Annotated in this window: 15 protein-coding genes and 1 pseudogene; 11 read left to right on the forward strand and 5 right to left on the reverse strand. The window is 67.2% G+C overall.

Features of this window, described 5'->3' with window-relative positions; translation table 11 throughout:
- Window positions 1–36: 36 nt before the first annotated feature.
- The 3 genes from ACIQ67_RS04395 to ACIQ67_RS04405 form a co-directional block, all read right to left on the reverse strand.
- Window positions 37–753 (reverse strand): response regulator, encoded by a 717-nt coding sequence (locus tag ACIQ67_RS04395; protein WP_397533140.1) that lies wholly within the window; start codon window positions 751–753, stop codon window positions 37–39.
- Entirely contained in the window at window positions 750–2324 is a 1575-nt protein-coding gene (locus ACIQ67_RS04400; protein WP_397533141.1) for an ATP-binding protein, read from the reverse strand. Before ACIQ67_RS04400 ends, ACIQ67_RS04395 begins: the two co-directional genes overlap by 4 nt.
- 95 nt (window positions 2325–2419) lie before the next feature.
- On the reverse strand, window positions 2420–3235 hold the full coding sequence (locus ACIQ67_RS04405; RefSeq protein ID WP_397533142.1) for an MBL fold metallo-hydrolase: 816 nt from the start codon (window positions 3233–3235) through the stop codon (window positions 2420–2422).
- A gap of 108 nt (window positions 3236–3343) precedes the next feature.
- Here ACIQ67_RS04405 and ACIQ67_RS04410 point away from each other — a divergent pair, with 108 nt between their 5' ends.
- From ACIQ67_RS04410 to ACIQ67_RS04430, 5 genes are all read left to right on the forward strand, one after another.
- The gene (locus ACIQ67_RS04410; protein WP_397533143.1) at window positions 3344–4267 is read left to right on the forward strand and encodes a GlxA family transcriptional regulator; all 924 of its coding nucleotides are present in this window, start codon (window positions 3344–3346) and stop codon (window positions 4265–4267) included.
- A 168-nt stretch (window positions 4268–4435) separates the two neighbouring features.
- Window positions 4436–5671 carry a SpoIIE family protein phosphatase gene (locus tag ACIQ67_RS04415; RefSeq protein WP_397533144.1) on the forward strand — a complete coding sequence of 412 codons (1236 nt, stop codon included), beginning with the start codon at window positions 4436–4438 and terminating at the stop codon, window positions 5669–5671.
- An 8-nt stretch (window positions 5672–5679) separates the two neighbouring features.
- A complete protein-coding gene (locus tag ACIQ67_RS04420) occupies window positions 5680–6249 on the forward strand; it encodes a SiaB family protein kinase (protein ID WP_397533145.1) in 570 nt (189 codons plus the stop codon).
- A 9-nt stretch (window positions 6250–6258) separates the two neighbouring features.
- Entirely contained in the window at window positions 6259–6648 is a 390-nt protein-coding gene (locus tag ACIQ67_RS04425) for a DUF1987 domain-containing protein (protein ID WP_397533146.1), read from the forward strand.
- The gene (locus ACIQ67_RS04430) at window positions 6632–7393 is read left to right on the forward strand and encodes a GGDEF domain-containing protein (protein WP_397533147.1); all 762 of its coding nucleotides are present in this window, start codon (window positions 6632–6634) and stop codon (window positions 7391–7393) included. The genes ACIQ67_RS04425 and ACIQ67_RS04430 overlap by 17 nt, the downstream gene beginning before the upstream one ends.
- A 17-nt stretch (window positions 7394–7410) precedes the next feature.
- Here the strand turns inward: ACIQ67_RS04430 and ACIQ67_RS04435 are convergent, their stop codons facing one another.
- A complete protein-coding gene (locus tag ACIQ67_RS04435; protein ID WP_397533148.1) occupies window positions 7411–7992 on the reverse strand; it encodes a DUF1415 domain-containing protein in 582 nt (193 codons plus the stop codon).
- Window positions 7993–8226: 234 nt separating this feature from the next.
- On the opposite strand from ACIQ67_RS04435, the pseudogene ACIQ67_RS04440 reads away from it, so the two are divergent.
- The 4 genes and pseudogenes from ACIQ67_RS04440 (at window position 8227) to ACIQ67_RS04455 (ending at window position 16085) form a co-directional block, all read left to right on the forward strand.
- Window positions 8227–10000, forward strand: a pseudogene (locus tag ACIQ67_RS04440) (methyl-accepting chemotaxis protein).
- Window positions 10001–10154: 154 nt separating this feature from the next.
- Window positions 10155–10877 carry a GntR family transcriptional regulator gene (locus tag ACIQ67_RS04445; protein ID WP_397533149.1) on the forward strand — a complete coding sequence of 241 codons (723 nt, stop codon included), beginning with the start codon at window positions 10155–10157 and terminating at the stop codon, window positions 10875–10877.
- 289 nt (window positions 10878–11166) lie between these two features.
- Window positions 11167–13971 (forward strand): TonB-dependent receptor plug domain-containing protein, encoded by a 2805-nt coding sequence (locus ACIQ67_RS04450; protein WP_397533150.1) that lies wholly within the window; start codon window positions 11167–11169, stop codon window positions 13969–13971.
- On the forward strand, window positions 13971–16085 hold the full coding sequence (locus ACIQ67_RS04455) for a prolyl oligopeptidase family protein (RefSeq protein ID WP_397533151.1): 2115 nt from the start codon (window positions 13971–13973) through the stop codon (window positions 16083–16085). The genes ACIQ67_RS04450 and ACIQ67_RS04455 overlap by 1 nt, the downstream gene beginning before the upstream one ends.
- Window positions 16086–16103: 18 nt before the next feature.
- Here the strand turns inward: ACIQ67_RS04455 and ACIQ67_RS04460 are convergent, their stop codons facing one another.
- Window positions 16104–16994, reverse strand: coding sequence for a helix-turn-helix domain-containing protein (locus tag ACIQ67_RS04460; protein ID WP_397533152.1), 891 nt, complete (start codon window positions 16992–16994; stop codon window positions 16104–16106).
- A gap of 305 nt (window positions 16995–17299) precedes the next feature.
- Here ACIQ67_RS04460 and katG point away from each other — a divergent pair, with 305 nt between their 5' ends.
- The gene (gene katG, locus ACIQ67_RS04465; RefSeq protein ID WP_397533153.1) at window positions 17300–19504 is read left to right on the forward strand and encodes a catalase/peroxidase HPI; all 2205 of its coding nucleotides are present in this window, start codon (window positions 17300–17302) and stop codon (window positions 19502–19504) included.
- Window positions 19504–19941: a hypothetical protein gene (locus ACIQ67_RS04470; protein ID WP_397533154.1), complete on the forward strand. Its 438-nt coding sequence runs from the start codon at window positions 19504–19506 to the stop codon at window positions 19939–19941. Before katG ends, ACIQ67_RS04470 begins: the two co-directional genes overlap by 1 nt.
- The last annotated feature ends 16 nt before the right edge of the window (window positions 19942–19957 follow it).

Genomic DNA, 19957 nt, shown 5'->3' on the forward strand with positions numbered 1-19957 from the left:
AGGAACGCATAAGGAAGCGACAGTGTCGGCGTGCGGCTACGGTTGCTCGGCCAGGCGGTAGCCGATGCCGGTTTCGGTGAGCAGCAGGCGCGGATCGGCGCTGTCGCGTTCGATCTTGGCGCGCAGCTGGCCCATGTACAGGCGCAGGTAATGCGTGTGCTCGATGAATTCCGGCCCCCAGACCTCGGCCAGCAGCTGGCGGTGCGTCAGCACCTGGCCGGCGCTGCGGGTGAGGCGCGCCAGCAGCTTGTATTCGGTGGGCGTGAGGTGCAGCGTGCGGCCGTCCTTGCTGACCAGGTGGCGGGTCAGGTCGACCAGCAGCCCCTCGCGCTCGTAGTGGGTGATGGCCGGCGCCAGCGCGGTGCCGCGGTGGCGCAGCGCCACGCGCATGCGCGCCAGCAGCTCGCCGATGCCGAAGGGCTTCACCAGATAGTCGTCGGCGCCGGCGTCCAGTAGCGCCACCTTGTTGGCCTCGGTGTCGCGCGCCGAGATCACGATAAGCGCCACGGTGCTGCGGCGCTGGCGCAGCTCGGTCAGCAGCTGCTGGCCATCGGCATCCGGCAGGCCCAGGTCCAGCAGCACCAGATCGATGCCGCCGGCCGCCGCGGCCGATTGCGTGGCCCACAGCGCGCGCGCATCGGCCAAGCTGGCGGCGGCAAAGACCTCGTGGCCTTCCACCACCAGCGCCTCGCGCAGGGTCAGGCGCAGTTCGCGGTCGTCCTCGACCAGCAGCAGGCGCAGGCTCGAGTTCATGCCTTGTCTTCTTGATCGATCGGCAGCGCTGCCGGCAGCTCGGCTTCAGCGGCGTTCAGCGCGGCGGCCGCCAGCGGCAGGCGCAGCTCGAACGCCGAGCCGCCATGGGCGCGCGGCCGCAGCGTCAGGCGTCCGCCATGGGCCTGCGCAATGGCACGGCACAACGCCAGCCCCACGCCGGCACCGCGGCGGGACGGCGCCTCCGCATGGCCGCTGGCGGGCTGCGGGCCGCGCTCGAACAGCTCGAAGATGCGCTCACGCTGTGCCGGCGGTACGCCCGGGCCGCGGTCGCGCACGGCGATCAGTAGTTCGCCGGGCAGCTGGCGCAGCAGCAGCTCTACCGCCTGCTCGGGCGGGCTGTACTTCAGCGCGTTGTCGATCAGGTTGTCGAGCAGTTGCACGATCAGCACCGCGTCGCAGCGCAGCAGCGGCAGGCCGGCTTCCAGCCGCGTGCGCAGCAGCGCGCCCAGACCGCGACTGCGCAGGCGCTGCGTCACCGCGCCGACGATCTCTTCGGGCGACTGCCAGTCGGTCTGCAGCTGCATGCCGGGTGCGTCCAGGCGCGCCAGCTGCAGCGCGTTGTCGGTCAGGCGCGTCAGCTGGCCCAGCTCGTCGAGCACGCCGTCGAGCAGACGGCGGCGCTGCGCCGGGCTGAGCCGTTCGTCCTGCTCGCGCAGCGAGGAGGCGGCGCTCATGATGGCGGCGAGCGGCGTGCGGTAGTCATGCGAGATCGCCGCCAGCACCGTGTTGCGCAGCTGCTGTTCGTGCGCGCGCTCCTGGGCCTGGGCTTCTCGCTGCAGCGCCTGATGGCGGTCCAGCGCTTGGCCGCTCAGGCTGCACAAGGCCTGCGCATGGCGCCGCGTGGCCTCGTCGGCCAGAGCCTCCGGATGCAGGCGCAGCAGCAGAGCGCCATGGGCGGCGCCGCGGCCGGGCACGGGCAGGTACCAGCAGCCCTGATGCTCGTAGCGGCCCGTCCCGGGGCCGAAGGGCTGGTCCAGGCTCATGCATAGGAACAGGCCGCTGCGCTCGTCGGCACTCAGCTCGCCGCTGGCCTGGTTGGCCGAGGGCGCGCTGCCCGCCCACAGCGCTGCCACGCTGCCCAGCTGCAGCGCGTCCAGCGCCTGCTCCAACTGGCGACGAAACTCGTCTTGATGCGAGCAACTGCGCAGCTGCTCGCCTAGAGCCTGCAGCGCCAGCAGGCGCTCGGCCTGCAGCGCGTGCTCTTCGCCCAGGCGGCGTTGCCGGCCCACCAGCAGCGCGGCGCCGCTGCTGACCACCAGCATGCTGCCCAGCAGGAGCAGGTGGCCGGGTGTGGCGACATTCAGCGACCCCTCGGGCGGCACATAGCGCCAGTTGAAACCCAGTGTGGCCAGCACACACAGCAGCGCCACCGCCGGCGTCGGCAGCCAAAAGGCTGAGGCGGCGGCGGCCAGCACCAGCGGCATGCCCTGGCTGCCCAGGTCCACCTCGTCATGCAGGGCCATGGTGGAGAGCCAGCCCAGCAGCCACACCAGGGCGGCGCTGGCCAGGCGGCGCAGCAGCGTCATCGGCCGGTGCGCGGGTGCTGACACGATGGGCTCGCGGGCTGGCAAGGGTGGAAAGGGGCACGGCGGCGACGGAACATGGGGGCGAAGTTAGCACGCGCCCCATCAGGAACGCATCAGGATCAGAGCGCGCCACCCGGCGCCGCCCCTTGACGGCCAGGCCCTGCCTTGAAGGCCAGGGTGGCGCCATCCGCCGGCGCAAACAGCCGCTCGGCCAGCCCCTGCGCCCGCGCAGCGGCCAGTAGCTCGGCGCGGCTTGTCGGGCAGTGGTCCAGCGCTTCCATGTGGTTGGCGAAGAAGAGTCCTGATCCCAGCGCGGCCAACTCCAGCACCTGCGGCTGATCCATGATGAGTTCGGAGCCCAGATCGAAGGCGGCGCCGCCGGCCGGCACCACGCTCACATCGGGCCGGCGCTGGGTCACGCAACGCCGCACATCGTCGGTCAGCACGGTGTCACCGGCGATGTAGAGGCTGGGTTCGCCGGCCTGCTCGATGTAGTAGCCATGGCCATGCACCATCAGCCGGCCGATCCAGCCTTCGCCGTGCAGGCAGGGGATGGGAGTGATGCTGCCCTGCCGGAAAGCGGTCGGCCCCTGCGCATTCAGCGGCTGGATCTGCAGGCCCAGGCGGGCCAGGTGCTCGGCGTCGTCAGGCATGCACAGCACCGGGACGCGGCGCTCGCGCAGCCAGCGCTCGCCGGCGCGGTCGAGGTGATCCACATGGCCTTTGCGGCAGTGCGTGATCAGCGCGTGGGTCACGGTCTCCAGCACCTCCGGGGCTTCGTCAGGCAGCTCGACGATGGGGTTGCGCCGGCGCTGGCCGCTCAGATAGCGGAAGGGCGGGATGGCGCCCTGGCGCGACAGCATGGGGTCGACCAAGATGCGGCAGTCGTCGTAGGCCACGACAACGGTGGCATTGCGGAGTTGGGTGATGTCCATGGCCTGCATTGTTGAAAGCCGGGCGCTCGCCTACCATGGCAGCTTATGCCTAATGTCGTGCAAATCATGCCGCCATTGAAAATCGGTCTACTGCTCTACCCTGGCTGCATGCCGACCGGGCTGTTCGCCACGGCCGATCTCCTGGGCGCGGCCAATCTGCGCGGCGCCGGCCGGCCGGTGTTTGGCTGGCAATGGGTTGGGCTGCAGGCCGGTCCTGTGGCTTGTGCGCATGGCACCACGCTGGAGGCCGAGGCAGCGCTTGCCGACGCGGGCTGCGATGCGCTGCTGGTGTCCGGCATGTGGACTGACTCTCCCGGCGATGTGCAGGCCTGGCTGGAGCGCCACGCGCCCCTGGTGCGCGCCTTGCGGGCGCTGCCCGCCCGCACCCAGATCTGGAGCTATTGCACCGGCGTGGCCCTGGTGGCCGAGGCCGGCCGCCTGCGCCGCCAAAGCGCCACCGCCACCTGGTGGCTGGCGCCCTGGCTGCAGGCGAGGCATGCCGATGTGCAGTGGCAGTGGGAGAGCAACTGCATCGTCAACCGCAGCCAGTCCACGGCGACTGGCGTGCATGGCTATCTGCCCATCGTCTGCGAACAGGTGGAGCGCCGCCTGAGCGCTGAACTGTGGCGCGATGTGGCACGTCTGATGGTGCTGCCGCGGCCGCAACACGCGGGCTCGGTGTTCCAGTCGCTGGCACTGACGCAGACACCCGATCCCTGGCTGCGGCGCCTGCGCCAGGCCATCGAGACCTGCCCTGCGGCCGAGCTGACGGTGGACACGCTGGCTGAGGCGATGGCCGTCTCGCCGCGCACGCTGGCGCGCAAGGTGGCCAAGCTGGCGCAGACCCCTGTTGCCAGCTACGCGCGGCTGCTGAAGTTCAACCAGGTGGCTGAACAGTTGACGCATACGCAATTGCCGCTGTCGGCGATCGGCGACGCGCTGGGCTTCGCCGATGAATCCAGCCTGCGCCGCAGCTTCAAGCAACTGACAGGGCTGACGCCCGCGGCCTACCGGCGGGCCTACGGGCGCTGATCTGCCCTGTGCAGAGCCGGGCCGGTCCTGCAGGGCGCGGCTTGTGTCCGTGAAGGCTTGCACGCCTTCAGCATCTTCCTCGGCTTGCCATCTTTTTGTCACAGAGCTTGCACAGGCGAAACCTACGCTGTGCCACTTGACTGATCGCAGCCCCTCAGGAGGAGGACCGTGACACCCAGCGACATCCTGGCCGCGCCCCAGCGCCGGCCGCAGCCCAGATTTGCCCAGCCGGTGGCGGGCGATCTGGCGGTGGCCTGCGTGGCGGTTTCGCCCGAGCACAACAACGCCCAGGTGTATGAGATCTTCAGCCGCCACCGCGAGCTGGGCAGCCTGCCGGTGCTGGAGGACCAGCGCCCGATCGGCCTGATCAATCGCGGCCTGTTCCTGGCGCAGATCTCCAAGCCCTTTCACCGCGAGCTGTTCGAAAAGAAGAGCTGCATCGCCTTCATGGACAAGGACCCGCTGGTGGTGGATGCCGGCGTCACAGTGGACCAGCTGGCGCTGCTGACGGTCGAGTCTGGCGAGAAGGCTTTGGCGGACGGCTTTCTGGTGGTGGACCAGGGTCGCTTTAAGGGCTTGGGCTATGGCCTGGACCTGATGCGCGTGATTGCCGAGCAGCAGGCCGAGCGCAACCGCCACATCATGCAGAGCATCGACTACGCCAGCGTGATCCAGCGCTCGATGCTGAGTGTCTCGGCGGCCGCGCTGACGCAGCAATTGAAGGATGCCTGCCTGGTCTGGGAGCCGCGCGACACCGTGGGCGGCGACTTCTACCAGTTCAACGCCTACCCCGAGGGCTGGTTTGCCGTGGTGGCCGATTGCACCGGCCACGGCGTGCCGGGTGCCTTTCTGACCTTGATTGCTTACTCGGCGTTGCGCCAGGCGCTGGACCGGCATGGCCCGCGCGAGCCGGCGCTGCTGATGGCCGAGGTGAACCGCGGCATCAAGGCCTCGCTGGGCCAGTCGCTCGATCAGGGCGGCAGCTCGAATGACGGTATGGACGCGGCCTTCCTCTGGTTCGACAGCGCGACGAATCGCCTCAGCTATGCCGGCGCGCGCACCCCGCTGATGTTGCTTCGCCCCGAGCAGCCCAGCGTGGAGCTGATCGATGCCGACCGCCTGGGCCTGGGCTATGTGGACACGCCCGTCGATGCCCGCTGGCAGTGCCGGCAGATCGAGCTTCAGCCCGGCACGCTGCTGCTGGCCTGCACCGACGGGCTGCTGGACCAGGTCGGCGGCGCCAAGACCATTGCCTTCGGCAAGCGCCGCCTGCGCGAAGCGCTGCTGCGCCACCGTGCGCTACCGATGCAGGACCTGGGCGCGGCGCTGATGCAGGAATTTGCCGCCTACCAGGGCGAGCAGCGCCGCCGCGACGACCTCACTCTTTTCGGATTCCGCCTCTAGACCCCGCCATGGACCCACGCTTTGCCTACGACCAGTACCGCGAGTTCAGCGAGCTCGCGCGCCAGAAGAAGGTGATCTTCTTTTACGTCGGCTACTTCTCGCAAAACATCATCACCGCGATGGCCGAGGCCGTGCGCCTGCGGCTTGAACAATCAGGCGCCGCCGGCCCGATACGGCGGCGCCTGTTCTCGTCCTTTGTCGAGATGGCGCAGAACATCATTCATTACTCGGCCGATGCGCTGACGCCCAAGGAACAGAGCCATGACGAGATGCGCCATGGCTCGGTCTGCATCGGTGTGGACGACGGCGGGCACTATTTCCTGCTCTGCGCCAACCCGATCTCGGTCGACTTGGCCGACACGCTACGCGAACGGCTGGAGACGCTGCGCGTGATGACGCTGGACGAGATCAAGGCGCATTACCGCGAGTCGCTGCGCGCCGAGACGCCCGAGGACAGCAAGGGCGCCGGGCTGGGCTTCCTGACCATGGCGCGCGATGCCAGCGAGCCGCTCGAATTCGAGTTCAGGAACACCGAGGACGCTGGCATGACGATGTTCTTTCTCAAGACCACCATCTAAGCCGAAGCCATGAATCCCCTGCATATTCCTGCCACGGCCAGCTCGCCCGAGATCGAGTTCCGTTTTGACGCCCATGAGCTCAGCCTGCGTGGCGAGTCCTACCCTGAGAACGCCGCAGCCTTCTACGGCCCGGTGATCGCCGCACTGCGCGATTTTCTGGCCCTGCCGGCGCAAGACCGCACGCTGCATGTCAAGGTGGCGCTGACCTACTTCAACAGCTCGAGCACCAAGATGCTGTTCACGCTGTTCGACCTGCTCGACAAGGCCGCGGCGGCCGGTCGCCGCATCGAGCTGCAGTGGGAGCACGATGCCGAGGACGAGATGATTCGCGAGTTCGGCGAAGAGCTGATTGCCGACTTCGACAACCTGGAGATAGCACTCCGTGCCGTTGACGCCTGAGCCGCCGGTCGCGGCACCGCCTGACCTCTTCGAGCTGGAGGCCTGCGCGCTGGAGCGTGCGCTGCGCGCACGCGATGATCACTCGCTGTCGGCCGCACAGTACCGTGAGGCGCTGGGCGAGCTGGCCGTGCACTTCGAGCGCCTGATGCGCGACAGCCGCCGGCTGATCCGCCGCAGCGACCGCGAGGAGCGCGAGCTCAACATCCTCAACAGCGAGCTGCACCGTCTCGCGGCTCAGCTGGAATACAAGGCCAAGCACGATTCGCTGACCGGCGCGCTGAACCGCGGCGCGATCTTCGAGCGCGCCGGCCTGCACCTGGAACGCGCGCCGCTGGCGCTGGTGGTGCTGGACATCGATTTCTTCAAGAGCATCAACGACAACCACGGCCATCCGGCAGGCGATGCGGTCATCTGCGAGGTGGTGAACCGGCTGCGCAGCGCAGCGCCGGCGCTGGCGGAGATCGGCCGCGTAGGCGGCGAGGAGTTCTCCATCCTGCTGCCCGATACCGATTTCGACACCGCGCTGCAGCTGGCGGAAGGCATGCGTCAGGCCATTGCCGGCCGCTGCTTCGACTGCCTGCCTGGCCGCACGGTCACTGCCAGCTTCGGCGTCAGCCGCACCGCGCAGCATGGTGATTTCGGTGATGCCTATGCGCGCGCCGACGAGGCACTGTTCGAAGCCAAGCGCGGCGGCCGCAACCAGGTGCGCGCCGGGGTGGCCGCCAGCGCCTGCAGCAGCAACTGAGCTGCTGCCGGCCGGCGTCAACGCCGGGTCTTCAGGCCCAGCGCGCTCCAGCCTTCCAGGCCCAGCTTCTCCAGCGTCTCGATATTGGTCTCGAAGATGCTGTCGGTATCGGCCATGGTTTCGGTGGCGCGCTCGATGCTGGTCTCCCGTAGCAGATGCAGCGTGGGGTAGGGCGAGCGGTTGCTGAAGTTGCTGATGTCGTCCAGCGCGGTGCCGGCGAACTGGTAGTCGGGGTGGAAGGACGCGATCTGCAGATCGCCTTCCAGCTTCAGCTCTTCCACCAGCGCATCGGCGGCGCCCAGGAAGTCGTTGAAATCCAGAAAGTCATCCAGCACCAGCGGGTGGATCAGCAGCGTGGTCTCGATCTCGTCGGGGTCGGCGCGCATCAGCGCCATCAGCTCATGCGCCAGCTCCTTCAACAGCGCTTCGGGCGTATCAGCCATGCTGACCACATAGCGCATCCGCTGGTTGACATGCACGCTCTTGGCAAAGGGGCAGAGGTTCAGGCCGATCACGGCCTTCTCCAGCCAGAACTGTGTCTCGGCCTGGATCTGGGCCGCATCGATCGGGGAGGTGGGGGGGATCTGGGGCTCACTCATGGGCCCAAAGCCTAGCAGGCCGAGCCAGGCGGCCGTGTGATCCGGCCCCTGGAACAGGCGCTTTTGAACCACCGGCGGCTTGTGAAAATGATCGCAACAGCTGGGTGCCTATCAAAAGTGCGACCTGAAGATGCCAAATAGATCAAATGGGACATTTAAGCTGAATTCACGCTCCGTTGAGTGCTTCGCGCCGGTGCTTGCCATTGGCGCCATCGCGCATCGAAAGGAACAGCGATGAAATTCGAGAACCTGTCCATCCGGGCCAAGCTGACGACAGCGTTTGGTGGTCTAGCTGTGATCGTGCTGCTTGTGTCGGGGGTGGCGATCCATGCGCTGGGTCTCAGCCACAAGGCCTTCATTGACTATGTCGGCGAAACCAGTCGGCGGGTCGCCTATGCGAACGAGGTGCATGACGCGACCCTCGCCCGCGCCGTCGGGGCGCGAAATCTCTTGCTGCTGAAGTCGCCTGCGGAACTGGCTGCAGAGAAGAACGCGGTCACGGCCGCACATGAAAAGGTGGGCGCCTCGATCCTCAAGATCAAAAAAGGCACTCGACAGCTTTGAGGAGGCCAGCGATGCCGAGCGCAAGCTGTTCGCAGAGGTCCAGCGTGTTGAGTCGCTCTATGGTCCGGTGGCTCTCAACATCGTCGCCATGGCCTTGGCCGACAACCGAGAGGAGGCGACCGACAAGATGAACGCCGAGTGTCGCCCGCTGCTGGCCGCCTTGATCGCTGCGACGAATGCCTATGTCGAGCATGCAGCAAAAGTCGCGGCCCAGGAGGTCGTTGACGCCAAAGCGGCCTATGTGCAAAAGCGCAATGGGCTGCTGGGCGCCTGTGCATTGGCGCTGTGCATGGCGATCGCCTTGTCGGTGTTCATCACGCGGGGGCTAATCCGTGCCTTGGGCGCCGAGCCTGCCGAACTGAGCGCCGCGGTGGGGCGCGTGGCGGATGGCGACCTCAGCCAGCCACTCATTCTGAAAGCGGGCGATGAAGTGAGCGTGCTGGCCAGTGTGGCGCGCATGCAAGCGGCGCTGAATTCAGTCGTTAGCACGGTGCGCGCCGGCTCTGACAACGTGGCCACGGCCAGCGCGCAGATTTCGCAGGGCAATAGCGATCTGAGCCAGCGCACCGAGCAGCAGGCCAGCAGCCTCGAAGAGACGGCCGCCTCGATGGAGGAACTGGGCTCGACCGTGCGCCAGAACGCCGACAACGCCAAGCAGGCCAATCAACTGGCCCTGGGTGCCAGCGACGTGGCCGAGAAGGGCGGCACCGTGGTCAACCAGGTAGTCTCGACAATGAAGGAGATCAATGAGTCGTCCAGGCGCATCGTCGACATCATCGGTGTCATTGATGGCATAGCCTTCCAGACCAACATCCTGGCTTTGAATGCAGCAGTGGAGGCCGCGCGGGCTGGAGATCAAGGACGCGGATTTGCCGTGGTGGCCAGCGAGGTGCGGGTCCTTGCGCAACGCTCGGCGGAGGCTGCCAAGCAGATCAAGTCGCTGATCTCGGCCAGTGTCGAGCGCGTCGACCAGGGTACAGAGCTGGTCGACCAAGCCGGTGCGACGATGGCCGAGGTCGTGGTTGCGATCAAGCGCGTCACCGACATCATGGGTGAGATCAGCAGCGCCAGTGTCGAACAGAGCGCTGGTGTAGCGCAGGTGGGCGAGGCGGTGACGCATATGGACCGGGCAACGCAGCAGAACGCCGCCCTCGTGGAAGAGAGCGCGGCGGGTGCCGAGGCGCTTCGAATGCAAGCCGAGCAATTGGTCAAGGCCGTGGCCGTGTTCAAGCTGGCTGGCACCGAGGCACGCCCTGCTGCTGCACCGGCCCCGGCGCAGGACGCGGCAGCGGCTCGGCGGCCGGAGGCGGCCAACAAGCAGAGCACGGCCAAGCCGCTGCAGCCAGCGGCCAGGAAGCCCATCAAGAGCAAGGGGCTGGCGCCCGCAGCGCTTGGCGCCATGGCTGGTGCATCCATGGCCAGCGAGAGCTGGGAATCCTTCTAGGCCCGGTGAAACGTGTCGCGCTGGTTCGACGAAGTCCCGGGAGCGTGGGTGTCGCCGAGATCCAGCGTCTGAAAGATGCGCCGCTGGTGGTTTCGCATCCACGCGCTGCGCTTCGCGCGAGAATGGCCCGAACCCCTTCCGCTGCAAGCAGTCCATGACGGCCCTGATCGCTCCTGCACCCACCGCTCCGGCCGCCGCCGAGCATGTGTTCGAGGCGTTGCGTCGCGCCATCATTACCGGGCAGATCGGCGACGGCGAGCCGCTGCGGCAGGAGGAGCTCGCGGCGCGCTTTCACACCAGCCGCATTCCGGTGCGCGAGGCCTTGATGCGGCTGGAGCAGCATGGGCTGGTGCAGATCAAGCGCTTTCATGGCTATACCGTGGCGGCGATGGGCCGCGAGCGGGTCGAGGAGATCTGCCACTTCCGCGCGTTGCTCGAATCGGAACTGATCGCGCAGGCGGTGCCCCGCCTGGACGCCGCTGCGCTGGCCGAGGCCAAGCAGCGCTGCCAGCGTTTCAGCAAGGAATCCGATCCCACGCGCTGGGGCGATCTGAACCGTGATTTCCATTGCGCGCTCTATCAGGAGGCGCAGATGCCCTATCACCTGCAGGCGGTGGTGCATGCACTGGACAAGACCGAGCGCTATCTGGTGGATCAGCTGCGCCTGACCGATGGCCGCCAGCAGGCGCGTGCCGAGCACATCGCCATCCTGGAGGCCTGTGTGGCGAGTGATGCCCGCGCAGCGGCCGAGCTCACGCGGCAGCACATCCTGGGCGCTTGCGAGCGCTACAGCGACTACATGGCCGGCCTGTCGCAGCAGCAAGGCCGCGAGACGGCCGCTGCGCGGCCTGCTGGCCGGCGCAGCGCGCGCCGCTGAGCGGCTCACCCGGCGGCAGCCAGTCCGCCGCATGTCGCGCCAGCCCTGGCGCGCCGACGTCTGTCTGGCTTGAGCGGTTTCGGCCTTGCGCTACCGAAATCGGCACAAGCCCCCCGGCAAGGGGTATTCACGGACAGGGATTTCCAGCGCTAGCGCTTTCCCGGCTTTTGGCGGCATTTGGCGGCTTTGTGCAGATTTCCGCTGCGGCCAGGGCTTGGGCGACAAGACGGGCCCCGGCCTGAGTTCGTACCCTGCCGGCCGAATTCACCCGCCTGCTCAAACAAAGCCCATGACATCCAATCCGCTGAACCGTCACAGCCGCATCGCTGCTGCTGTCCTGCTTGTGTTTCAACTGCCTGCGATGGCACAACAGAGCGCGGCCACGCCAGCACCGCTCGAGCGTGTGGTCGTGACAGGTTCCAACATCAAACGCATCTCTGCGGAGACAGCTCTGCCGGTGCAGGTGCTCTCGCGCGAAGACATCAGCGCCACCGGTGCGATGAATCTGACGCAGCTGCTGGAGGTCTTGACCAACAATGATCGCTCGGCGATCAGCGACCTGGGCGGCGCCAACAGCTGGGCCAGCGGTGCGTCGAGCATCTCGCTGCGCAACCTCGGTACGGGCGGCACCTTGGTGCTGGTGAACGGCCGGCGCATCGCCTCCTTCGGGTTTGCCGACGGGCTCAAGCTGAACTTCACCAACACCGACTCCATTCCCAGTGCCATCATCGAGCGGGTCGAGATCCTCAAGGACGGCGCCTCCGCCATCTACGGCTCAGAGGCCATCGGCGGCGTGGTCAACATCATCACGCGGCGCAATTTCCAGGGGGGCGTGGTCTCGGCCTTCAACAAGCAGTCGCTCAAGAACAGTGTTCTCGATAACGAGCAGAACGCCGCGCTGACCTATGGCTACGGCGACCTGGCCACACAGGGCTTCAATGTCTACGGCCATGTCGAGCTGTTCAAGCGCCACAACTACAAAGACCGCGAAATCCGCGGCCTGCTACCCGATTGGTTCATTGCGTTCAATCCCGATCGAGATCAGCAGAGCACGGGCTCATTCCCGGGCAACTATGTGGGCCGCTATCCCAGCAACTTCCCCGACCCCGCCTTGCGCGGCCAACGTATCTCGGCCGCAGCGCCCGGCTGCAAGGCCGAGAACCTGCGCGACGGCCTGTGCTGGTATGACTATTGGAAGGACAGCGACGCCAGGCCCGGCACCGAGCGCATGCTGCTGCTGGCGGGCGGGCGCCTGCGTTTGAGTGACGATCACCAGCTCTACTTCGAGGCAAACGCCTCGCGCATCGAGCCCAAGTACTACACCAGCATCCCCCGCAGCAACGTCACCGGCAACGAGCTGACCTGGTATGACTCGATCAAGGGCGAGTTGCAACGCTTCGTCGATCCGCAACTGCCGGCGGGCCACCCGAACAACCCCTACTCGTTCCCGATCGGGCTGAACTACCGCTTTGTCGATCATCCGGACATGTTCAAGAACGAGAGCCCCAACGAGGACTACCGCGTGCTGGCCGGCCTGGAAGGCAGCTTCCGGGGCTGGGACTACGACATGGCCGCCGGCCTGATGGGCTCACGCGCTGCCCAGCAGCAGCGGCTCTACCGCGACCGCTTTGGCTACACCGAGGCAATCGTCAGCGGCGAATACAAATTCGGCCAGCAGAATCCGCGCGCGCTGCTCGACAAGATGTTCCCGGAGATGGGCAGCAATGGCCGCTACAAGCAGGCCTTCGTCGACCTTAAGGCATCGGGCAGTATTGGCCGGCTGCCGGGGGGCGAGGTGATGATGGCGGCTGGTGCCGAACTGCGCCGCGAGGATTTCTTCCACCGCAGCAGCGACAACGTGCTGGCGGCACGCATCGTGCAGTTCTCCGGCGTGAGCCTGAGTGGCGATCGCAGCACCGCTGCCGTGTTCAGTGAAGTGGAGTTGCCGGTGAGCAAGCAGCTCAAGCTGACCGCTGCGCTGCGCGGGGACAAGGATCTCGACGGCTTCGGCGCGGTGACACCGAAGCTGTCAGCGGCCTTCCGCCCGAACGAGCAGCTGCTGCTGCGTGGCACGGTCACCCAAGGCTTCCGGGCGCCGAGCCTGCCGGAGACCGGCAATGGCGGCGCCTCCTGGTTCAACTACGGCCTGGAGGACCCCAAGCGCTGCGCCATCGCCGACAAGATGTGGGAGATCCTCGACAAGGGCACCGCCACCGACAAGCAGCTGGCCAATCGCGTGTACAGCAGTGGCTGCGACCACACCGCGCCGACGCGCGTCTCGCCCAACCCGGAGCTGAAGCCCGAGTACTCGAACAGCATCACCGCCGGCATCGTGCTGCAGCCGACCCGCGAGCTGACCGTCTCGCTGGACTATTACAAGATTGACCGCAAGGATGAAATCAGCCTGCGCAGCCTGGCGAAGATTCTTGAGGCCGAAGACCAGAATCCGGGGCTGGTCACCCGGGGCGCGGTGTCGGCCGACGATATCGAGGCAGCCCGCCGCGTCAAGGAACTCAGCGGGCAGACGCTGGCCTTCAGCGCAGGCCCGATCCAGGGCCTGGCCAACCGCTATGCCAACCTGACCCGTACCAAGGTCTCCGGCATTGACCTCGACCTGCGCAGCCGCTGGAGCCTGGGCAGCCTGGGTCGCCTGGATGCCGGGCTGGAGGCCAACTACCAGATCGACTATCGCGACTGGAACATGGACGACAACCGCTTCAACCAAAGCTATGTCGGCTATCGCGGAACGCCGCGCTTGCGCGCCGTCACCAAGCTCGGCTGGAGCAAGGGCAGCTGGCGCGTCGGTGCACGCATCAACTACAGCAGCAGGACGGCACTGGCATGGGGCGCTGAGGACACCGGCAACTACCTCGCCGGCTGCAAGACGCGCGGCATCGATGCAGCTGAATGCCTGCATATCAAGCAGACCACCACCACGGATCTGTCCTTCAGCTACAGCGGCATCAAGAACCTCACGCTGATGGGCAATCTCTACAACGCCTTCAACCAGCAGCGGCCTGCGGAATACCGGGCTGGCACGGCCTTGCCGCTGTGGGGACGTGTGCTGCGCGTGGGTGCGGAGTACCGTTTCTGATGCGCGGCGTCTTTGTGAGGGCAGCCCTGGGCGGGCTGGCGCTGCTGGCGGTGCAGGCCGCAGCAGCGCAACAGGAGGATCACTTCCAGTGGCTGGAAGAGGTGCAGGGCAGAAAGGCCTTGCAGTTCGCAGCGGATCACAGCCAGCGCACCGAAGCTAGCCTGCGCCAGCTGCCCGGTTTCGATGGCCTGGTGGCTGAGCTGCGCGAGGTGCTGGAGTCGCCAGATCGGCTGGCGCCGGCCGAGGCCATCAGCGGGCAGCTCTACAACTTCTGGCGCGACCGCGAGCACCCGCGCGGCATCTGGCGCCGCAGCCCGGCGGCCGACTATCTGGCCGGCCAGCCGCGCTGGCAGACGGTGCTGGACCTGGATGCGCTGGCCAAGGCCGAAGGCGAACCCTGGACCTGGGGCGGCGCGCGTTGCATCGAGCAGCCCAGGCTGCGCTGCATGGTGGCGCTGAGCCGTGGCGGTGGCGATGCGAAGGTGCAGCGCGAGTTCGATCCCGGCAGCGGTCGCTTCGTCGCCGGCGGCTTCATGCTGCCCGAGAGCAAGAACAGCGTGGCCTGGATCGACCCCGGCACGCTGGCCGTGGCGACGGACTTCGGCGCGGGCAGCCTCACCGAGTCAGGCTACCCGCGCCAGCTCAAGGCCTGGTCGCGCGGCCAGACGCTGGCGCAGGCGCGGCTGCTGCTGGAGACGCCGGTCAGCGATGTGGGCCTGTGGGTGTGGAGCACAGACCGAAGCGCACGGCCTCAGCTGGTGGTGGAGCGGCGCATCGGCTTCTTCACCGGCAAGCAGCTGCTGCTGCGGCAGGGGCGTTTGCAGGAGGTGCCCAAGCCGGATCACGCGCAAGCCTCGCTGGGCGGCGAGCGACTGCTGCTGGATCTGCGCGGCGATTGGCACTACCGCGGCCGCGCCTACCCGGCCGGCAGCCTGCTGGCCTTGCCGCTGCGCGCTTTCATGGACGGCCACTCGCCGGCGGCAGATGTGCTGTTCGAGCCGGGCGAGCGCCGCGCGCTGCACAGCCATCTGCTGACGCGAAGCGGCGTGGTCGGTCTGGTGCAGGACGAGCAAGGGCAGCAGCTAGTCGAGTGGCGACGCGGTGCCAAGGGCTGGCAGATGACGCAGCATCGCAGTGCCAACTTGGCGGGCTACTCGATTCGCGCCTACCAGGGTTCGGAGTCAGACCGTTACTGGCTGGTGCGCAGCAGCTTTCTTCAACCCACCGAGCTGGCGCTGGGCGAGCTTGGCAGCGCGCGGCAGACGGTGGTGCAGCGCCTGCCCGCCTTCTTCGACAGCCAGGGGCTGGAGGTGCAGCGCCTGTTTGCCGTGTCGGGCGATGGCACACGCATTCCCTACTATCTGGTCCAGCCCACCGGGCCTGTGCCAGCGGGCGGTCGGCCCACCGTGCTTTACGGCTACGGCGGTTTCGAGATCTCGCTGCAGCCCGGCTACAGCGGGGTGCTCGGGCGCGCCTGGCTGCAGAAAGGCGGCGCCTATGCGGTGGCCAATCTGCGCGGCGGCGGCGAATTCGGCCCGGCCTGGCATCAAAGCGCCCAGAAGCAGCATCGCCAGCGCTCCTTCAACGACTTCACTGCGGTGGCCGCGGATCTGATCGACCGCGGGCTGAGCGGCCCGAAGCGGCTGGGCATTCTGGGCGGCAGCCTGGGCGGCCTGCTGACCTCGGTCGCTATGGTGCAGAAGCCCGAGCTCTTTGGCGCAGTGGTCAGCCAGGTGCCGCTGACCGATATGCGGCGCTATCACAAGCTGCTGGCCGGCCATTCCTGGATCGCCGAGTACGGGAACCCCGACGTGCCCGAGGAGTGGGCCTATATCTCCGCCTACTCTCCCTACCAGCAGGCCCAGGCGCAGCCGGCCTATCCGCCAGTGCTCTACACCAGCTCCACCCTGGATGACCGCGTGCATCCGGGCCATGCACGCAAGATGGTGGCGCGCCTGCAGGAATTGGGACAGCCGGTCTGGTACTGGGAAAACCGCGAAGGCGGCCATGCCGGGGCGTCCGATATGGGCCAGACGGCCCTGATGTGGGCGCTGACCTATGGCTTCTTCCAGCAGCAGCTGATGACGACGAGCGCGAAGCCCGCCAGCCCTTGAGCGCCGTGCCTCTACTGCTCAGCCCCTGGTCTGGAGCTGGCGGTACTGGCTCGGCGTCATGCCGACGGTCGCCTTGAACTGGCGGGTGAAGGCGCTTTGGTCCGAGTAGCCGCAATCCAGCGCGATCTCGGCGATGCTGAGCGGCCCGTCCAGCGCCAGGCGCTGGCAGGCGGCGTCGATGCGGGCTTGCACCAGCATCTCGCGCGGTGTGAGATGGAACACGCGGTGGAACATGCGCTCCATGCGGTCCAGGCTCAGGCCTTGTTGGTAGGCGAGGTCGGCCAGGGCCAGCGGCTGCGCATAGTCTTCGCCGATTCGCTGGGCTAGCTCTGCGATGGCCGCGTATTCCGGGTGCTTGCAGTCGGGCAGGCCGAGGTCGCGCGACATGCCCACCAGGCCGACGATCTGCCCCCGGTTATCGCGCATCGGCAGCTTGTGGCTCAGACACCAGCCGCTGCTCAGGTCAGGGTAGAGGTGCCGCTCCAACCGCCTGAGCATGGGCCGGCCGCTGCGCATGACGGCGTGGTCTTGCACCAGATAGGCATTGCCCATGCCGCTGGGGAACAGCTCGCTGGAGCGCCGGCCGATCATGTCGGCGCTTGAGTGCAGGCCGCAGCGCTGCCACAGGCTGCGGTTGACGCATAGGTAGCGGCCGTCCTGGTCCTTGACGAAGAAAGCCACATCGGTGAGCGGCTCGAACAGCGCTTCCAGCAGCTGCAGACCGGCAGCGCCGAAAAGCTGTGGCGATGCTGCGGCCCACAGCGGCGCGTCTTCAATCAAAGCCGCATCGCCCCCCGCTTTGGCCGAGGGCTCGCGCCACTCAGGCAGTGGCAGCGCGGCAGCGTTTGCCAGTGCGTCCGGCCTTGCGGCGCTGCCTGGCTTTTGCGCCCACCCTGCGATCTGCTTCATGCGCGAGAACCTCCAAAGCGGCCAGACCGGCGCCGACGCCGGCGGCTTGGGTCTTCCGGATTATTGGATATTGGATCCGATACTGGAGCATAGCTGACTGGTGTGTGACCGAAGGCATTGCACAGGCTCAAGGTCTGTGCAGCCTGGCATCAAGCGCTGACGGGCAGCCCCCGCTGTCGCCCCAGGCCGATGCCTCAGCGATACAGGCTGGCAATGCGGGCCATTGAAAACCTCAACTGGCGAATCAAATTTGTTTGGCGAACACTATGCATCCCAACGTCATCCATCAAGCCGAGGAGACCTCAATGAGCAGCAATGAAGCCAAGTGCCCCTTCCACGCCGCCGGCGCCCGCAGCACCCAGGGTGCGCAATCCAACGCCGACTGGTGGCCGCAGCAGCTGAACCTGTCCATCCTGCACCAGCACCAGCCGGTGTCCAACCCGATGGACCCGGATTTCGACTATGCCGAGGCCTTCAAGAAGCTCGACTATGCGGCGCTGAAGAAGGACATGGCCTCGTTGATGACGCAAAGCCAGGACTGGTGGCCGGCCGATTATGGACACTACGGCGGCCTGTTCATCCGCATGGCCTGGCACAGCGCCGGCACTTACCGCACGGCGGATGGCCGCGGCGGCGCGGGCACCGGCAACCAGCGCTTCGCGCCCGTCAACAGCTGGCCCGACAACGGCAACCTCGATAAGGCGCGCCGCCTGCTGTGGCCGCTGAAGGAGAAGTACGGCAATGCCATCTCCTGGGCCGATCTCTTCATCCTGGCCGGCAATGTGGCCATGGAGACCATGGGCTTCAAGACCTTCGGCTTCGGCGGCGGCCGCGCCGACATCTGGGCGCCGGAAGAAGACATCTACTGGGGCGCAGAGAAGGAATGGCTGGCCACCAGCGACAAGCCCAACAGCCGTTACAGCGGCGAGCGTGATCTGCAGAACCCGCTGGCCGCCGTGCAGATGGGCCTGATCTATGTGAACCCGCAAGGCCCGGACGGCAAGCCCGATCCGGTGGCTTCGGGCCGCGATGTGCGCGAGACCTTCGCTCGTATGGCGATGGATGACTACGAGACGGTGGCCCTGGTGGCCGGCGGCCATACCTTCGGCAAGATGCACGGTGCGGGCGATGCGGCCCTGGTCGGTCCCGAGCCGGAAGCGGCACCCATCGAAGAGATGGGCTTCGGCTGGATCAACAAGCACGGCACGGGCAAGGGCGGCGACACCACCACCAGCGGCTTCGAGGGCGCCTGGAAGCCCAATCCGACGCAGTGGGACATGGGCTATCTGAAGGTGCTGTTCAAGTACGACTACGAGCAGATGACCACCGCCGCCGGCGCCATCCAGTGGCGCGCCAAGGACGTGGCGCCCGAGGACATGATCGTCGACGCGCATGACCCCAGCAAGAAGCACCCGCCGCACATGACCACGGCCGACTTGTCGCTGAAGTTCGACCCGGCCTACGAGAAGATCGCCCGCCACTTCCTGGCCAACCCGGACGAATTCGCCGACGCCTACGCCCGCGCCTGGTTCAAGTTGACCCACCGCGACATGGGCCCGAAGGGCCTCTACCTCGGCCCGGAAGTGCCGGCTGAAGACCTGATCTGGCAAGACCCGGTGCCGGCCGTCGATCACCCGCTGATCAGCGCCGCCGATGCGGCCGATCTGAAGGCGCGCGTGCTGGCCTCTGGCCTGTCGGTCAGCGAGCTGGTGTCCACCGCCTGGGCCTCGGCCTCTACCTTCCGCGGCAGCGACAAGCGCGGCGGTGCCAATGGCGCCCGCATCCGCCTGGCGCCGCAGAAGGACTGGGCCGTCAACCAGCCTGCCCAGCTGGCCAAGGTGCTGGCGGTGCTGGAAGGCATCCAGAGCAGCTTCAACAGCGCGCAGAGCGGCGGCAAGCGCGTCTCACTGGCCGACCTGATCGTGCTGGCCGGCAATGCCGGCGTCGAGGCGGGCGCCAAGGCAGCCGGCCATGTGCTGGACCTGCCGTTCACGCCGGGCCGCACCGATGCCAGCGCAGCGCAGACCGATGCCGAGTCCTTCGCGGTGCTGGAGCCGCAGGCGGATGGCTTCCGCAACTACCGCAAGGCGGCGTACAGCGTCTCGCCCGAGTCGATGCTGATCGACAAGGCGCAGCTGCTGACGCTCAGCGCGCCGGAGATGACGGCCTTGGTCGGCGGCCTGCGTGTGCTGGGTGCCAATGTGGGCGGCACCAAGGAAGGCGTGTTCACGCAGCGCCCCGGCCAGCTCAGCAACGACTTCTTTGTCAGCCTGGTCGACATGGGCACGGTGTGGAAGCCCACCGGCGAGAACGCCTTTGAAGGCCGCGACCGCAAGACCGGCACGCTGAAGTGGACGGGTAGCCGGGTTGACCTGGCGTTTGGTTCCAACTCGCAGCTGCGCGCCCTCAGCGAGGTCTATGCGCAGCGCGATGGCGGGCCGAAGTTCGTGCGCGACTTTGCCGCCGCATGGACCAAGGTGATGAACCTCGACCGTTTCGACCTGCGCTGATGCGCACCGCGGCTTCGCCTCGCGAAGCCGCGCCGCCGCAGGTCTGTGCCCTCTGGACAGACCTGCTGGCGCGGCTCTCGCTGGCGGCAGTGGCAAGCCGGCAGGCGCAGACCCATCTGCAGCTGCATGCCCTGGGCCTGCGCCGCACCGGCACGGTGGCCAACATCCTGGTGCGTGAGCTGGCGGCAGCGCAGCGCATGGCGGCGTCGGCAGGCGTGCAGGTGCAGCCGCTGGCGCTGCAGCGCCGCGTCGGCGAGCTGGCGCAACCCGAGGCCCTGCTGGGCCATTTGCATGGCCTAGCCGCGGCCTACCAGCGCATCGAGCAGGGGTCGGGCTTGCCGCCCGATGGCCCGCTGCTGCGCTGGCTGGCCGGGCGGCAACGCGTGCACCGGGTGCAGATCGAGGCGATCGAGCAGCTGACCGGGCCGCTGCAGTGAGCGGCGGGCCGCAGGC

This window comes from Roseateles sp. (assembly GCF_044373315.1).
Classification (GTDB): Bacteria; Pseudomonadota; Gammaproteobacteria; order Burkholderiales; family Burkholderiaceae_C; genus JACDQM01.

Excerpts from the sequence above, each read along its gene's own strand:
- ACIQ67_RS04435 (WP_397533148.1), bottom strand. The coding sequence starts at position 7,992 with ATGAGTGAGCCCCAGATCCCCCCCACCTCCCCGATCGATGCGGCCCAG.
- ACIQ67_RS04455 (WP_397533151.1), top strand. The coding sequence starts at position 13,971 with ATGCGCGGCGTCTTTGTGAGGGCAGCCCTGGGCGGGCTGGCGCTGCTG.
- ACIQ67_RS04450 (WP_397533150.1), top strand. The coding sequence starts at position 11,167 with ATGACATCCAATCCGCTGAACCGTCACAGCCGCATCGCTGCTGCTGTC.
- katG (WP_397533153.1), top strand. The coding sequence starts at position 17,300 with ATGAGCAGCAATGAAGCCAAGTGCCCCTTCCACGCCGCCGGCGCCCGC.
- ACIQ67_RS04420 (WP_397533145.1), top strand. The coding sequence starts at position 5,680 with ATGGACCCACGCTTTGCCTACGACCAGTACCGCGAGTTCAGCGAGCTC.
- ACIQ67_RS04395 (WP_397533140.1), bottom strand. The coding sequence starts at position 753 with ATGAACTCGAGCCTGCGCCTGCTGCTGGTCGAGGACGACCGCGAACTG.
- ACIQ67_RS04410 (WP_397533143.1), top strand. The coding sequence starts at position 3,344 with ATGCCGACCGGGCTGTTCGCCACGGCCGATCTCCTGGGCGCGGCCAAT.
- ACIQ67_RS04470 (WP_397533154.1), top strand. The coding sequence starts at position 19,504 with ATGCGCACCGCGGCTTCGCCTCGCGAAGCCGCGCCGCCGCAGGTCTGT.
- ACIQ67_RS04445 (WP_397533149.1), top strand. The coding sequence starts at position 10,155 with ATGACGGCCCTGATCGCTCCTGCACCCACCGCTCCGGCCGCCGCCGAG.
- ACIQ67_RS04405 (WP_397533142.1), bottom strand. The coding sequence starts at position 3,235 with ATGGACATCACCCAACTCCGCAATGCCACCGTTGTCGTGGCCTACGAC.
- ACIQ67_RS04460 (WP_397533152.1), bottom strand. The coding sequence starts at position 16,994 with ATGAAGCAGATCGCAGGGTGGGCGCAAAAGCCAGGCAGCGCCGCAAGG.
- ACIQ67_RS04425 (WP_397533146.1), top strand. The coding sequence starts at position 6,259 with ATGAATCCCCTGCATATTCCTGCCACGGCCAGCTCGCCCGAGATCGAG.